The following is a 14,881-nucleotide window of genomic DNA, read 5'->3' as shown; positions in this document are numbered from 1 at the left end:
TACCATTAAACCCTCTTGAGACGGCATACACTACTTAAGCGTATCTGATTCACCCACAAGTATAAATCCAGCCCAATTGACGGGTTCGGGATTTGATTTCATCGTGGTTAACATGGCTTGGCGTAGTGCCTGGGCTTTATTTTGTCCTGCTTGTAGGTTCTTATGGAAGTCGATCATTAACTCAGAGGTTGCTGCGTCGGGTACTTGCCATTGAGAAACCACTACACTAGGAACTCCTAGAGAGAAAAAGTCATAAGCAAAACCTATAACCCCTTCACTAACGACTGTTCCTAAACCTGTCTCACAAGCACTTAAAACAATTAATTTAGCCCTAAAATTCATTTGATTAAGACTACCATCTCCGACAAGACTTAGACTACCATCATCAGCTAGTAAACCATCAGTTACAATGTCGTCTAAAATGTTGTCGTAATTTTTATTATTATTTCCCTCGGAAGGAGCTAGTATTATTGCAGGTTGAAGAACGCCTGTATTGATAGTGGTGTTAACTTGTTCAAAACCATGAGTGGCGAAATGAATAAGACTTGCTTGAAACATTTTTTTTCTAACCCTTAATTCTGTTGCTTCTTCTCCTATAAGGGGTTGGGTATTATAAAGTTTAGCAATTTCTTTAGCTTCATATTCTGCACCTGGAAGTTCGCTTAAAGTTTCAGGAAGACCGAAATGACTTAGTTTTACTTTTGGCATTTTAGGATTACCAACTATTAAAATATTGTCTTTTTGAGTTGATTTTTCCTGTAGTTTATTATGGAGAATTTTAGAGATTACAATTGAGGGAGACAGGGCAATAGTATGATTTTCTATTAAATATTTACCATTGGCATTCATTAATGCAGCAAAGGGAACTTTATAGATATTTCCTTGTGGAATAAAAACAACTTTATTCTCTGGATCGGTTGGTAAAAATTCAGCAATTGGTTCAATTAAAACTTGATAAAGTTGATATAAACAATTCTTATTATCATAACAGCTACTATCCTGTAAGTATTGTTCCAACTTTTTTGAGCTTTTCCCTCTTACCTTTAACAAAGATGATTGAAGTAGATTATTGAATTCAAATTTTCTCTCTGCTACTAAGTTATTATTATTTTTATTTTGATTGGGCATTATCGAAGCAATTTTATTATCAATGATAGGAGAAAAAGCCACAGCTAAAATTGTTACGACTAACACTAAAATGGCAGTTTTTTTATAATTAGTTACATAAAATAAAAATCCAAATAATAGTCCACCCGTTATGACAGTATAGACGATAATTAACCAAGGTACTTTTTTCGTATTTGTAAAAATAGTTCCTCTTGTTATGATTTCAGTCCCTAAACTTTTAGGAAAAGATTTAATGTTAAGCTCATCAAGATTAACCAAACGAAAGTTAATCTCTCCATTAGGATTCACTACCCATATTAAAAGTTCACTATTAGGAAAATTATATTGATTTTCTAGTAATGAATATTCGACAAAAGTTGTGTTTAATGATTTAGCAATTTCTTTTATTTCATTGATTGTTGATTTTTTACTATTTCCTCCTAGTCTATTAGCAAGTCTTAACGATCTTCCTCTGTCGGCATATAATAAAGCTTCCTCATATTTCTCCTGAACAACAAGATTTTTTTGAATTCCTAAATATAGTTCATTATAATCTGCTACACCAACATAATTATTGCCGAATCCTCCATACAAAATTTGTTTTTCTTGAAGAGAGACAAATCTTTTAAAAACTTGCTCTGATTTAGACAATTCACCAACATATAGTAATGCAAATGGCAGTTGAGGAATCAATTCTTGTGGTTGTGATGATGCAAATTGATTAGCGTCTAAACGATTTAGAGAATCATTAATGACTTGATGATAATAGGTAACTTCTTTTGTTAAATTTCCCATCAATAAACTGTAATATGGTTCTTGAGCATCTTGATTATCATCAATCATCTTATTTAAAATTTGATTGGATTTAACAGTATTTCCTGCTTTTTGATAAAGATTATACATTTTTATATAAATCCACATCTCTACCTCATCTTTCTCTTTAAGTTTGAGTAAATACTGTTCACAATATTTGATTAATTCATCCAATGGGACATCGAAATCACTAATATGTTGTGTACATAATCTTTCTAAAGTACGTACTTCATTCTCATAATTACTATTTTTCTGAAATATTTTTAACGCTAATTTTGTATCTTCAAAAGTTATAAAATTATCTAAAGGATTTATATCTGAGACAAAATCACCACTACCACTAGAATATCTGTCAAGTATTAAGTTAGCATCATCATTAGTATAGGGAGGAATATTCATTCGCATATCATATAGCTCATAGTTATGTTCCTCACCACGATTCCAAACTGTTTTATAATCTTTCCATCTCTCTACAAAACCTTTAGGTAGTTCAATAGAATCATTTTTAAATTGTGCTAAAACTGAAGAATTCCCAAATTCTAATAGCCCTAGAATAGAAGATAACAAAACAATGAATTTCAAAATCTTTGTCAATTTCATAATAAATAATCCTCAAATAATCTAAAGATAATCTTTCAACATAAGAAAACATAACTTAGGGAAGAAATAAAGCATTAAAAAGCAGATTGTTCTGTATTCAATATATTAGAGAGATCATAATAAACTCGTTGTTTCTGTCCTCTAACTAACTCAGGTTTTGTACTGGGAAACTTACGACGATCAATCAATTGTGCTAAGACTTGATCCGGTTCATCTGTTGCTTCTAAAGTAAATAATAAATCATCCTCATAACAAGGTACTTCTTTTTCTTTTACTCCACAAACTACAGAAATATCTCTATCAGGAACCCAGGTATCTACTGTAGCAACAACATACTTTAAACCATCACGATCATGTATTTTCTGAAACCGTTTAGCCACTTCTTGACAACGTTTTTCTGGATTCCATTTTTCTCCAAAATAATCATTATCAGGTTTCCATAAAATAATCGTTGTTGCTTCATCTAACTTAGGATTATTAGCTACAGTTGCAGGAACCATTTTACCGTTATACTCATCCGTACGACAAACAAACGTTACCTTATCTTTTGAAGACGACTCAATAATATCTTCCTTCTCATCTGAAGACGACTTAACACTATCTTCCTTACCAGTAATAGCAGAAACAAGATAGGCAGATAATATGACAAAAGGAACCAATAAATAAGCTAAAAGCTTTTGATAAGCGATCATGGCTTTGACTTTTTTATGCTGAAAAATACTAATATTCCGCAATTGTAACCCAAATCAAAAAATAGGCAAGATCAAACTATGACAGTTTTTCTATTGGTAAGATTCTAGATGATAGGGCGTTGCACAATTAACCCATATTCTTATTGAATATTAAGCAACTCGGCGACTGATAAGCTATATTTATCAACAAACTCGATAAATATTTGATTTTTCAAATAAACGCCCTCATTTACATAAGTTAACCATTTGAACGTTTTTCCTGATTTTCCCTAATTTTCCTTGATAACTGCATTTTGGTTATTTTCGTGTTAAGATTTTAAATGATACAATATGGGTCTATTACTGTCTAAAAACCTTATGTGACCGGCAAACCATGTAACTTTGGTTCACATCAGTTTCTTGTTACTCTAATTTCCCCTAAACACCCCATAAAATCATGAACTTTTAATAAGCGTATTTTTAAGATTTGCAAACTGCTCTTGACAAAAAGCATTTATTAAGATGACTGAGTCAATACAGATATCAAGCCACCAAGCAATCACCTAATCGGTGTTCATCTTATCATCCTCCAAATCCTGATCCTGGCAGTGGGGACAAAAATGGGTAGATCGTCCCGCAAGCTTAATCCGTTCAATGATTGTGCCACAAACCCGACAAGGTTGATTAGTTCGGCCATAAACCCAAGCAACCCCGCCATAATTGCCATTAATACCCGTTACATCCCGAAAATCACTAAAAGTAGTTCCCCCCTTCTCAATAGCAGTCTGTAAAACATCAATAATGGCCTCTCGTAACCTTTTAACCTGCGCTAAGGTCAACTGTTGCGCTATAGTTGTCGGTCGAATGCCACTTTTAAACAACGCCTCATCAGCGTAAATATTGCCAATACCCGCCACAATATTTTGATCAAGCAAAATCGTCTTAATATTGCTCTGACGACTCTTTAACCGCATGGTGAGGTAATTTGACGAAAAGCTATTAGAAAAGGGTTCTGGCCCCAATCTTTGCAGTCCTGTGATGATGTTTTCTACAGGTTGACCAGGAGGAACTAACCAAACCTTACCAAAAGTACGAATATCAACAAAACGCAACTCTTGAGAATTATCACAAAACAAACGCAAACGGGTATGACGTTGTAAGGGTTCATCTTGCTTTACCCATAATAATTGACCCGTCATCCGTAGATGAACCCCTAACCAGCCTTTTTCTTGCCCTGAGAGGTCTTTTAGTCGGGCTAATAGATATTTTCCTCGTCGTTGCCACTGATCAAACCGAACATCAGTTATCTGAGTCAAAAATTTCTTAACAGAAACGGGATGAGCAAGAGTACGCGATAGCAACACTTCCCCACCCCGAACAGTTTGTCCAGAGGTCAATTGATTTAACCCTCGACAAACTGTTTCTACTTCAGGGAGTTCTGGCACAATATTATCCCTGAAACCTAATTATTTTGAGGAAACGACAACAAGTTCGCTTTCGGCAAAATTGTTGGTATTAACCCCAGTAGGACTGCCACTGAAGCCATTGTAATTGACCTTATCAAAACGAACGATGACGGGATAGATGATACCAGCTTTATCGACACTGGCAACGGTGCCAATATCATTGTACCAGTAAGATTCTTTACGCTTGATTCTAACTTTGTCGCCACGCTTGACCATAGTTATTGTCCTTGATAAATGGATATTCAATCCCACACTTCAGTGTGGTACACAAACAAAATACTACTATTTGATCGGGACACCTTGGTACTTCCAAATTTTAAGTTTTATTGCGAATCTCGCCATTCTAGTTCAACAAAATGGGCCGGATGTCCCCAAAAGTCTTGGGTTTTGGCGATTTGAGTGAGTTCTAAATTAAAGGGAATGGCAGTGGTTAGGTATTTTTGGGCCGAGAGTCCTAACTCTGGAGAAAGTTGGGATGCGGTGGAGGTAGCTAAGACTAACCCTAATAATTGTTCAAGGGGGCCCCTGGGTAAAATTAAATGGGCCCCTACAGCAAAACTAGCCGTCAGGAGGAGATTAACGGAAGTATTCGTCCCACAGCGAGGATGTACCGCTAAATTCCATTCTCCAGCTTTGAAGCGTTGTAAGGCTTGGCGGACGGCTTTTTGTAAATCAAATTGGTTAACCTGTCCATAGATATAAAACCCATTAGCGGTGGATAGTCCCCCCAATGTGTCATTATCTTGGGGATATCCCTGCTGATTTTCACTTAATACCCAAACCGTCCCATGTTCTAAAGCATGAACTTGACGCAACATCAGCAGTTCTTTTAACCCAGGAACAAAGCCTAAAAGGTTCAGTAACTGACTATCTTGACTTTGTTGGGGTTGATAAATGTCAAAGTCCCAAAGACTTCCGGTAGCGGAATGAACCGAATTTGTCATAAGCAGCTTAGGGTAATAGTGAAGATCAACAAATGCCTCCCTCTCTAATTTAGCTTAGCGTAAACTGAAATAGGACATTCATGAGGACAGATTTACTTTGAAAACTCTCTCAATTTTACTCTTTATTATCTTAGGCTTCCTGTTCATAACCGTTAATAATTCTGCTGTGGCAGTTGAAACAATTAATGGGGCGGAAATTTTTCAGATTCACTGTTCTGGTTGTCATCCCAATGGTTCTAATATTATTAGACGGGGGAAAAATTTACGACTGAAGACATTACAAAGGAATAAACTAGATACTCTAGAAGCTATTACAGATTTAGTGACTTATGGTAAAAATAATATGTCAGCTTATCAAGAGAAATTAACCCCCCAAGAAATTGAAGCCGTTTCTCACTATGTTCTCGAACAAGCTAATCATAATTGGAAAAGTTGATTAGAGGAAGGGGAAAGAAATTGTTAAAATTTCTAAAGATGTTTATTTTTCCAGATAAATAGGGAACAATAGAGATAGAGTTTATCCAAATGAATTACGAAGAAAACATAAAAGCGATGGATTCTGTTACTCAAGTACAACCCCAAACCCCCATTCATGAAGCAATGCCAGTGGTGCAAGCAACTAACTTAAGTAAAGTTTATCGTACTGGCTTTTGGATGAATCAAAAATTGCGATCGCTTAATGATTGTTCCCTAACGGTTTATCAAGGGGAAACTTTTGGGTTATTGGGCCCCAATGGTGCAGGAAAAACTACCCTGTTAAAAATGTTATTAGGTATTGTCCGTCCTACCAGTGGCCGTGCCATATTATTAGGGTATCCTGTAGGTAATCGTTCGGTAAAACAACGGGTGGGATATTTACCGGAAAATGCCTATTTTTATGACTATCTAACGGCTTGGGAATTTTTAGAGTTTATTGCGGGTTTATTTCAAATTCCTAGGTCAATTCAAAAGAAACGAATTCCTGAGTTAATAGACTTAGTTGGGTTGGCCCAAAAAACTGCTAAGAAAAAACAATTAAAAAAATATTCTAAGGGAATGTTACAACGGGTTGGCATGGCCCAAGCTTTAATTAATGACCCTGAAGTGGTGTTTTTTGATGAACCAATGTCGGGACTTGATCCTTTGGGACGTTATCAAGTCAGGGAAATTGTTCTCTCTTTAAAAGAACAAGGAAAGACGATCTTTTTTAATTCCCATGTCTTAACGGATATTGAAAGAATCTGCGATCGCATTGCAATTTTAGCGAAAGGAGATTTGTTATGTGTGGGGTCATTGGAGGATATTTTAGGCCGTTCTGATGTTTATCAAGTTATCGTTAAAGGGGGAACAGAAAAAGAGTTAGAACCTTGGATTTTAGGGATTAAAGAGATTGAAAATACTTGGCATGGACAATTAACAGGTGATCCTCATGAATTTATTGAGTTTCTATCAAAAATTGATGCTCAATTACTCAGTTTAAATCGCGCCCGTGCTTCTTTAGAAGATTATTTTATTCAACAGTTACGGGAAAGGGGTATTACCTCAAGTCAGTGATTTTTAGATAGAAAAATAAGGGCTTAATATTCAGGGCTTAATATTCAGGGCTTGATATTCAGGGCTTAATATTATTAAGCCCCTACCTTATCGTAACATAATGGCTCATAATCCCGATTTTTCCCATCGTCGTTCTATTCGTATCAAAGAGTATAATTATGCTGATAATGGGGCTTATTTTGTGACCCTTTGTACTAAGAATAAACAATGTATTTTTGCTGATATTAAACAGGGGAAAATTAAAATTTGTGCTTTAGGGGCGATCGCTCATAATTGTTGGTTAAAAATTTCTGAACATTTTCCTCATGTTATTTTAGATGTTTTTGTGATTATGCCTAATCATGTTCATGGTATTTTATGGCTTAATAATTCTCAAAAACCTGTCAATGAAGCGCGAAGCTTTGGTAATATTGTTGCGGGTTCATTATCTAGTGTAATTCGTTCCTATAAAGCAGCAGTTACTAAAGAAATTAATTATATTTGTGGACAAAAGGGAACATCTTTAGTCTGGCAACGTAATTATTATGAACATATTATTCGTGATGAAAAAGCATTACAAGAAATACGCAAATATATTGTTGAAAATCCTTTAAACTGGGATAAAGATCCTGAATACTCTTTATCCAGAGAAATTTTATTAGACTTGCCATTTTAATATTGTAGATGGGGATCATGATGTGTGGACATAACATCTGGTTGGGCTTAATATTATTAAGCCCCTACGATAACATAACCATCAAATGATATCGGACATAATGGTATCGGACATAATGGTATCGGACATAATGATATTATGTCCCTACATTAATTGCTACAAATGGTATCGGGCATAATGGTATTATGCCCCTACATTAATTGCTACAAATGGTATCGGGCATAATGGTATCGGGCATAATGGTATTATGCCCCTACATTAATTGTTTGTATTCGATAATCTTGTAGGGGTTTAACACTGTTAAACCCGCCCAACCATTAAACCCACCCAACCATTAAACCCACCCAACCATGCAACCCATCAACCATTAAACCCATCAACCATTAAACCCACACACCGTAAAAAAAATTGTGATATGATAGTATTGATGAATATATTGCCCTATTTCTACCCCAAAAAAAAATCGATCCGCGCTGACGCGCGTCCATAAGGGCAAAGGGCAAAAGCGCAACAGTGCAAAGGGCTACAAAGTCCTGGGAAGACCGCACACAACACGCAAACCGTTGAGGTCGTTACGCGCGCCGTTGATGAGGCGGTTAGCCGAACGGCAGTAGCGCGGATCATTGAGGTACGAACCGCCGCGTACTACCTTCTTATATTGATAATCATTTTCAACAAGAATACCGATATTAGAAGATGCTGAAACCAGCATCACTGCGTTTGCAGTTACCTTGCTTACTGCTTGTTGAGAATTTTTATTATTAGCTTGATAATTCTGATTATAGTCATCTTGACACCATTCCCAGAGATTACCGTGCATATCATATAAACCAAAGCCATTAGCAGGAAAACTGCCTACTTCCGTTGTTTCTCCCCGATCAATGCCTTTTTTGCCCTCTCCATAGACATAGTTACCATCATAGTTAGCAATATCCGTATTCAGGGTTTCTCCATAATAAAAAGGAGTGGTTGTCCCTGCACGACAAGCATATTCCCATTGTGCTTCCGTGGGTAAAGTAAAAGTTAACCCTGTCTTTTCCGAGAGTTTCTGACAAAACTCCTGACAATCATTCCAAGAAACCTGTTCTACAGGATATTTACCCCCTTTATTAAATTTTGAGGGGTTATTTCCCATAATAGCTTCCCATTGCGGTTGAGTGACTTCATATTTACCGATATAGAAATCATCTACCGTCACCTCCTGTTGCGCTTCATCATCTTGTCTTCCCGCTTCAGTTTCCGGGGAACCCATGATAAATGTTCCCCCTGGTATCTTCACCATGTCCAAAGAAACATCATTCTCTAGCGCAATAGTAAACTGTTCCCCTTGTTTCGTTTCTCGCTGAACAATATTTCCTTGGGGGTCAACCTTTACCGTCTCAAAGCTGAAGGTTTCCAGGGGAAAGGTATCTGTTGTTGTGGGAGTGGGAGTAGGAGTAGGAGTAGATGTAGGTGTAGGTGTAGGTGTGGGAATGGAAGTAGAACTATTATTGTTTTTCCACCAAGCAAACAACCCAACTGCGATAACACCAATACTTCCATATCCCAAAAATTGTAAAAATTTTCGTCTATTTTGCGGTTGCGGTTGAGAAGGGGTTTGTACCAGGGTTGGGTGTATAGGTTGAGGTTGTGGAGGGGGACTTTGTTTCTGTTGCGCTTTAGTTACTGGTGTCGGTTGTTGGGGTGGAGGAGTAGTAATTTGTTTCTGTTGCGCTTTAGGTTGTAATGCGGTTAAGACTTCCGTTGCTGACTGATAACGGTTACGTCTATCCTTTTGTAATAACTTGTCTAAAACCTGCCTTAAATCATCGCTAATAGGTTGTTTGAGATGAGTTTGCCACTGGTTAACCCATTGATAACCCTCCTCCAACAATAAGTTATAAGGATCAATCTGAGTCAGTAAAAAGAAACAAGTTGCACCCAAACTAAACAAGTCACTAGCGTTAAATGCTTCCCCTGACTTCATTTGTTCAAAAGCAGCATAACCTTCAGTTCCTATTTTTGTTCCTCTGGTGGCTACTGTTGCAGCAAAGTCCTTAGATGCACCAAAATCAATCAATACATACTGCTTATTATCGTCCCGTCCCATGATATTGGTAGGTTTAATATCACGGTGAATGACTTTTTTTTGATGTATGAACTCAAAAACAGGCAGAATATTGTTTAAAAAGTCCCTAACTTCTGTTTCTGTCCAACAACGGTTATACAACTTATCCAGGGTTTTTCCTTCGATATATTGTTGCACCAAATATAAATAATCTTCTTCCTTAAAATAGGCTAATAACTGCGGTATTTGTGGATGTTCCCCCAGTTGTTGTAATTGTTTTGCCTCATCTTCAAATAAATCTTGTACCTTCCCAAATGCAGCAGTTCCCTGTTTTTGGGGACAAAGTTGTTTAATCACACATTTTGCATTCAGTCTATCTATATCTTCCGCAAGATAAGTCCGTCCAAAACCTCCCTCATCAGACAATAGTTTTAGGGGACGATAATGATTTCGGAGGACAGTTATAGAAGTACCGCAAGCAATACAAAACTGTGTCCCATCAAGGTTTTCTGGTTTGGTACAAGTAGGGTTGAGACAGCAAATAGTCACGATATCAAGGATAATTGTTGCAGGTTTTGAAAAGATTTTAACGCTTGTAGGGGCTTAATACCATTAAGCCCTGAGATTTCAGTTGTGGATAGATAACCTTGATGGGTTTAATGTTGATGGGTTTAATAGTGGGTTTAATGTTTATGGGTTTAACAGTTTTGGGTTTAACAGTTTTGGGGTTTAACAGTTTTGGGTTTAATGGTGATGGGTTTAACAGTTTTGGGGTTTAATGGTGATGGGTTTAACAGTGTTAAACCCCTACAATAATGGGATGATTTTATAGTTTTTATTGGTTATTATAGACTAATTCATCTATTGTTAATAATTTTTTCTAGTTCTTCGATTAAAGGATCAAGTTTAAGAGTAACTGTATTCCAAAGAATATCAAGATCGACAGCAAAATAAGCATGAACAAGACGATTTCGCATCCCAATAATATCAGACCAAGGAATTTGTGGGTGTTTTTGTTGACAGTCTACAGAAACATTGACTGCTGCTTCTCCAATAATTTCAATGGCTTTAATTAAAGCAAAAACTAACATTTGGTTATTATCTAAAGACTTCCGATCGCATCCTTGAATAAACTTTGTTGCTTCAAGAGCAGCATCTTTCATGTGTTGTAATCGAGTAGGATCATCAATTTTGGGCATATTGTACAACGGCCGTTTTTAAAACTTCCTGACGAAAATAAGGACTCAATTCTGCGGGGGTACGAAGATCAATTTTTCGACCATTCAGTATTTTTGAAAGTTCTCTTTCCATTCTTGCCAGATCTAAATAAGTAATTTTTGCTTCAGGCAAAAACTCAACTAAAAAATCAATGTCGCTTTCTGGGGTAAAATCATCCCGTAATACTGAACCAAATAAGGACAAATTACGGATTTGGTATTGTTGACAAAATTCCCTAATCTTGTCTTTTGGAAGTGATATAAATAAATTTTTTACAGGAGACATAACGCTATAGTATTTCTTGAAAATCACTTATAGAACTCCTTTCATCATAATTCTTTAACAAGAATCGGCCCAAAACCGTTAAGATTTATTACAGAAGTAATCGATGTAACCGCCAGAGTTGCCCCATTAGGAGAACAAACAAATTACAATGCTCGATAAACAAGCAATTTTAGACGTATTACGGCCAGTTCAAGACCCCGAACTGCAAAAAAGTTTAGTAGACCTCAATATGATTCGTAATGTCACGGTAGAGGGCGGTAACGTCAGTTTTACCCTGGTTTTAACCACTCCGGCCTGTCCTTTACGAGAATTCATCGTAGACGACTGTAAAAAAGCAGTGAAACAGTTACCAGGAGTCGAAACCGTAGAAGTCGCTGTTACGGCCGAAACCCCCCAACAAAAAGCCCTCCCCAACCAAGAAACCGTAGCAGGAACAAAAAATATTATTGCCATTTCTAGTGGTAAAGGAGGGGTGGGAAAAAGTACCGTAGCTGTTAACGTAGCCGTTGCCTTAGCCAAAGCCGGGGCAAAAGTAGGGTTACTTGATGCGGATATTTATGGCCCCAATGTACCCACCATGTTAGGACTAGAAAACGCTGAGATAAAAGTAGAAAAAAGGGCAGAGGGAGATATTCTGGAACCGGCCTTTAATTACGGCGTTAAAATGGTGTCCATGGGCTTTTTAATCGACCCCGATCAACCTGTGATGTGGCGTGGCCCCATGCTCAATGGCATCATCCGTCAATTTCTCTACCAAGTCAACTGGGGCGCGTTAGATTATTTAGTGGTAGATATGCCCCCAGGAACGGGAGATGCTCAGTTAACTTTAGCTCAAGCGGTTCCCATGGCCGGGGCCGTCATTGTTACTACTCCCCAAACTGTATCTCTGTTAGATGCTCGTCGTGGCTTAAAAATGTTTGAACAATTGGGCGTAAATGTTCTCGGTATTGTCGAGAATATGAGTTATTTTATCCCCCCAGACGCACCAGAACGCACCTACGACCTCTTTGGTTCCGGTGGAGGGGAAAAAACATCAAAAGAATTAAACGTGCCTCTATTGGGCTGTATTCCTTTGGAAATTGCCCTCAGAGAAGGAGGAGATCAAGGGGTTCCTATTGTTATGTCGGCCCCAGAGTCGGCCTCAGCTAAGGCATTAACAGCGATCGCCCAACAAATTGCTGCTAAAGTATCGATGGCGGCTTTAGCCTAAACCCAATTCTGTTGTTTATGTGAGGAGTTTCCCCAATATGATGTTAAAAGCCGCAAATTACCGCGTTAGTCGCAAACGTCGCTTACCTTTATGGTTGTCTGCCTTGCCACAAGTTGACTGGTTATTACTATTCTTGGTGGTGGGGTTAACCAGTTTAGGGGGTTTGATGATTCGTAGCACGGAACTACATGAAACATCGGTTGACTGGTGGCAACATTGGTTATTTGGGGGCTTTGGGTTGATTATTGCCCTATTTTTGGCCCGGTTTCGCTATGAAAATTTGATACAGTGGCATTGGTTAACCTATGCCATCACCAATTTGTCTTTGATTGCGGTAATTGCCATTGGGGTTGCGGCTAATGGGGCCCAAAGTTGGATTGAGATTGGGGGATTTAATATTCAGCCCTCGGAATTTGCGAAGGTGGGGCTGATTATTACCTTAGCCGCCTTGTTACATCAAAAAGATGCCCAGACTCTCCCTTCCGTTTTGCGGGTTTTGGGAGTAACGGCGGTTCCTTGGGTGTTGATTATGTTACAGCCTGATTTGGGGACTGGGTTAGTTTTTGGGGCTATTACCTTGGGAATGCTTTACTGGGCAAATATGCACCCAGGTTGGCTAGTTTTGATGATCTCTCCTCTGGTTTCGGCGATTTTATTCAATATTTCCTTTCCTGGCTGGATTATTTGGGCGGTAATTATGGGCATTATTGCCTGGTTTAGTTTACCGTTGCGCTTTGTGGCTACCATTGGGGCCATGGGGGCTAATTTTGCGGCAGGGAAGCTTAGCGGTGTCTTGTGGGGTTTATTGAAGGATTATCAAAAGGATCGTCTGACCCTATTTTTAGAACCGGAGAAAAATCCTTTGGGTGGGGGTTATCAATTAATTCAATCTCGCATTGCGATCGGGTCTGGAGAATTATGGGGACGGGGACTGTTTGAAGGAACCCAAACTCAGTTAAATTTTATTCCTGAACAGCATACAGATTTCATTTTTTCGGCAGTCGGGGAAGAATTTGGATTTGTGGGCGGTATTTTGGTTTTAGTCGCCTTTTGGTTAATTTGTTTTCGCTTAGTAATCATTGCTTGTCAAGCTAATGAGAATTTTGGGTCTTTATTGGCCATTGGAATGTTATCCATGATTGCCTTTCAGGTGGTGGTTAATATCTGTATGACGGTGGGATTAGCACCAATTACAGGGATTCCGTTACCTTGGTTAAGTTACGGGCGATCGGCTTTATTAACCAATTTTATTGCCTTGGGTTTGGTGGAGTCTGTGGCCAATTATCGACCGAAAAAAAGATTTTAGGCTTGGGCATTGGCAGCAAAAATACGTTTAATGTTCTTGGCCACAGATTCTCCTTTATCATTAGAGCCTATGGAAAATTGAACTGTTGCCCCTTCTTCTAAGTCATTAAAATCTACATCAATTAAGTCTGTATGATGAAAAAATAAATTATTGGGGGGATTTTTGATAAAGCCATAGCCTTGTTTTAAACTGAGAATTGTACTTTCTTGAAGGGGAGTATTTTCATCAATCAAGATCTCCTCTTGTTTAGGAATTCTGGGTTGAACAAATAAATTGTTAATCAGGGGATCATTGTTTTGTTTGCGATCGCCGATAATTTCTTGCATAGCGACGGGATAAGTCACTTCTTTCAGCAGATATTGAGAGGTTTTCGTGGTCATCTGATTATTAAATTCATTAACATACTCAAAATCCCAACTGAGTACCATAACTCTAGTTCCCAGGGTGTTCAATTTTTTGATCAGTGGTACATAATCTCCATCACAAGCGATTAAAACAAGTACATTAAATCTTTTATAGAAAGCAAGTTCAAACGCTTCAAGTGCTAACCAAACATCAATGCCTTTTTCTTCTTTTTTTCCTCCTAAATTTTTTAACGGTAGATAATGGGTAATCACTCCTTCTGACATCAAAATATCATCAAATACTCGATCATAGTAAAGTTGATTTTGACTCGCTTCTCCAGCACTTAACCGCCCTCTAAAATAGTGAGCATCAACAATTTGGCATAGTCGAACCGAAGTTTTTTCTTCTTGGGCGATCAGATTTTTTATAAACTCATGTAAACCAGCGACACTAATTCTTGCTCGTCTTTGATGTTCGTAATTGTAGTAATTACTAACATGAAGAAAATAATTACCATCATAAAATATCCCGATCCTTGTTAATTTTGAATCTTCTATACAATTCATAAGCTAATCTATGTATTTTCTTGCATATCTTCAATTTTACCGCAAAGGGTGACAAGGATCAAAGAAAAAAGAGAAGCTTTCTCCGATCTCTTATCAACTCCTAATCTTGAACAGG

The 14,881-nt window shown here is 37.7% G+C and carries 14 protein-coding genes; 5 read left to right on the top strand and 9 right to left on the bottom strand.

Annotated features, from left to right (window positions below; translation table 11 throughout):
- Window positions 1-30: 30 nt before the first annotated feature.
- The 5 genes from VB691_RS09755 to VB691_RS09735 all read right to left on the bottom strand — a co-directional run bounded on the left by VB691_RS09755 (window position 31) and on the right by VB691_RS09735 (window position 5,601).
- Window positions 31-2,520: a CHAT domain-containing protein gene (locus VB691_RS09755; RefSeq protein WP_323291298.1), complete on the bottom strand. Its 2,490-nt coding sequence runs from the start codon at window positions 2,518-2,520 to the stop codon at window positions 31-33.
- A 74-nt stretch (window positions 2,521-2,594) separates the two neighbouring features.
- Window positions 2,595-3,254, bottom strand: coding sequence for a COP23 domain-containing protein (locus tag VB691_RS09750; protein ID WP_323291297.1), 660 nt, complete (start codon window positions 3,252-3,254; stop codon window positions 2,595-2,597).
- Window positions 3,255-3,754: 500 nt separating this feature from the next.
- Window positions 3,755-4,636, bottom strand: coding sequence for a DNA-formamidopyrimidine glycosylase (locus tag VB691_RS09745; protein WP_323291296.1), 882 nt, complete (start codon window positions 4,634-4,636; stop codon window positions 3,755-3,757).
- Between the two features lie 21 nt (window positions 4,637-4,657).
- Window positions 4,658-4,873, bottom strand: a complete 216-nt coding sequence (locus tag VB691_RS09740) for a photosystem I reaction center subunit IV (RefSeq protein WP_323291295.1) — start codon at window positions 4,871-4,873, stop codon at window positions 4,658-4,660.
- A 107-nt stretch (window positions 4,874-4,980) separates the two neighbouring features.
- Complete coding sequence (locus tag VB691_RS09735; protein WP_323291294.1) at window positions 4,981-5,601, bottom strand: DUF6391 domain-containing protein; 621 nt, start codon at window positions 5,599-5,601, stop codon at window positions 4,981-4,983.
- Window positions 5,602-5,698: 97 nt separating this feature from the next.
- Here VB691_RS09735 and VB691_RS09730 point away from each other — a divergent pair, with 97 nt between their 5' ends.
- From VB691_RS09730 to VB691_RS09720, 3 genes are all read left to right on the top strand, one after another.
- A complete protein-coding gene (locus VB691_RS09730) occupies window positions 5,699-6,037 on the top strand; it encodes a c-type cytochrome (RefSeq protein ID WP_323291293.1) in 339 nt (112 codons plus the stop codon).
- A 116-nt stretch (window positions 6,038-6,153) separates the two neighbouring features.
- Window positions 6,154-7,134: an ABC transporter ATP-binding protein gene (locus VB691_RS09725; RefSeq protein WP_323291476.1), complete on the top strand. Its 981-nt coding sequence runs from the start codon at window positions 6,154-6,156 to the stop codon at window positions 7,132-7,134.
- A 100-nt stretch (window positions 7,135-7,234) separates the two neighbouring features.
- Window positions 7,235-7,789: a transposase gene (locus VB691_RS09720; protein WP_323291292.1), complete on the top strand. Its 555-nt coding sequence runs from the start codon at window positions 7,235-7,237 to the stop codon at window positions 7,787-7,789.
- 523 nt (window positions 7,790-8,312) lie between these two features.
- Here VB691_RS09720 and VB691_RS09715 read toward each other — a convergent pair.
- The 3 genes from VB691_RS09715 to VB691_RS09705 form a co-directional block, all read right to left on the bottom strand.
- Entirely contained in the window at window positions 8,313-10,385 is a 2,073-nt protein-coding gene (locus VB691_RS09715) for a bifunctional serine/threonine-protein kinase/formylglycine-generating enzyme family protein (RefSeq protein WP_323291291.1), read from the bottom strand.
- A 308-nt stretch (window positions 10,386-10,693) separates the two neighbouring features.
- On the bottom strand, window positions 10,694-11,035 hold the full coding sequence (locus VB691_RS09710) for a DUF86 domain-containing protein (RefSeq protein WP_323291290.1): 342 nt from the start codon (window positions 11,033-11,035) through the stop codon (window positions 10,694-10,696).
- Window positions 11,022-11,339 carry a nucleotidyltransferase family protein gene (locus VB691_RS09705; RefSeq protein WP_323291289.1) on the bottom strand — a complete coding sequence of 106 codons (318 nt, stop codon included), beginning with the start codon at window positions 11,337-11,339 and terminating at the stop codon, window positions 11,022-11,024. Before VB691_RS09705 ends, VB691_RS09710 begins: the two co-directional genes overlap by 14 nt.
- A gap of 148 nt (window positions 11,340-11,487) precedes the next feature.
- On the opposite strand from VB691_RS09705, the gene VB691_RS09700 reads away from it, so the two are divergent.
- Both VB691_RS09700 and rodA read left to right on the top strand, forming a co-directional pair.
- Window positions 11,488-12,549 carry an Mrp/NBP35 family ATP-binding protein gene (locus VB691_RS09700; protein ID WP_323291288.1) on the top strand — a complete coding sequence of 354 codons (1,062 nt, stop codon included), beginning with the start codon at window positions 11,488-11,490 and terminating at the stop codon, window positions 12,547-12,549.
- A gap of 37 nt (window positions 12,550-12,586) precedes the next feature.
- Window positions 12,587-13,855 carry a rod shape-determining protein RodA gene (gene rodA / locus VB691_RS09695; protein WP_323291287.1) on the top strand — a complete coding sequence of 423 codons (1,269 nt, stop codon included), beginning with the start codon at window positions 12,587-12,589 and terminating at the stop codon, window positions 13,853-13,855.
- Here the strand turns inward: rodA and VB691_RS09690 are convergent.
- Entirely contained in the window at window positions 13,852-14,766 is a 915-nt protein-coding gene (locus VB691_RS09690) for an NYN domain-containing protein (protein ID WP_323291286.1), read from the bottom strand. The genes rodA and VB691_RS09690 overlap by 4 nt on opposite strands.
- Window positions 14,767-14,881: the final 115 nt, after the last annotated feature.

It is taken from the genome of Crocosphaera sp. XPORK-15E, from assembly GCF_034931425.1.
In the GTDB taxonomy this organism is placed as follows: Bacteria; Cyanobacteriota; Cyanobacteriia; order Cyanobacteriales; family Microcystaceae; genus UHCC-0190.
Note: the sequence above shows the minus strand (reverse complement) of the source record. Positions and strands in the feature narration are given on the sequence as shown.

Coding starts and splice junctions, on each gene's coding strand:
- VB691_RS09755 (WP_323291298.1), bottom strand. CDS start 2,520: ATGAAATTGACAAAGATTTTGAAATTCATTGTTTTGTTATCTTCTATT.
- VB691_RS09705 (WP_323291289.1), bottom strand. CDS start 11,339: ATGTCTCCTGTAAAAAATTTATTTATATCACTTCCAAAAGACAAGATT.
- VB691_RS09720 (WP_323291292.1), top strand. CDS start 7,235: ATGGCTCATAATCCCGATTTTTCCCATCGTCGTTCTATTCGTATCAAA.
- VB691_RS09740 (WP_323291295.1), bottom strand. CDS start 4,873: ATGGTCAAGCGTGGCGACAAAGTTAGAATCAAGCGTAAAGAATCTTAC.
- VB691_RS09725 (WP_323291476.1), top strand. CDS start 6,154: ATGGATTCTGTTACTCAAGTACAACCCCAAACCCCCATTCATGAAGCA.
- VB691_RS09735 (WP_323291294.1), bottom strand. CDS start 5,601: ATGACAAATTCGGTTCATTCCGCTACCGGAAGTCTTTGGGACTTTGAC.
- VB691_RS09700 (WP_323291288.1), top strand. CDS start 11,488: ATGCTCGATAAACAAGCAATTTTAGACGTATTACGGCCAGTTCAAGAC.
- rodA (WP_323291287.1), top strand. CDS start 12,587: ATGATGTTAAAAGCCGCAAATTACCGCGTTAGTCGCAAACGTCGCTTA.
- VB691_RS09710 (WP_323291290.1), bottom strand. CDS start 11,035: ATGCCCAAAATTGATGATCCTACTCGATTACAACACATGAAAGATGCT.
- VB691_RS09690 (WP_323291286.1), bottom strand. CDS start 14,766: ATGAATTGTATAGAAGATTCAAAATTAACAAGGATCGGGATATTTTAT.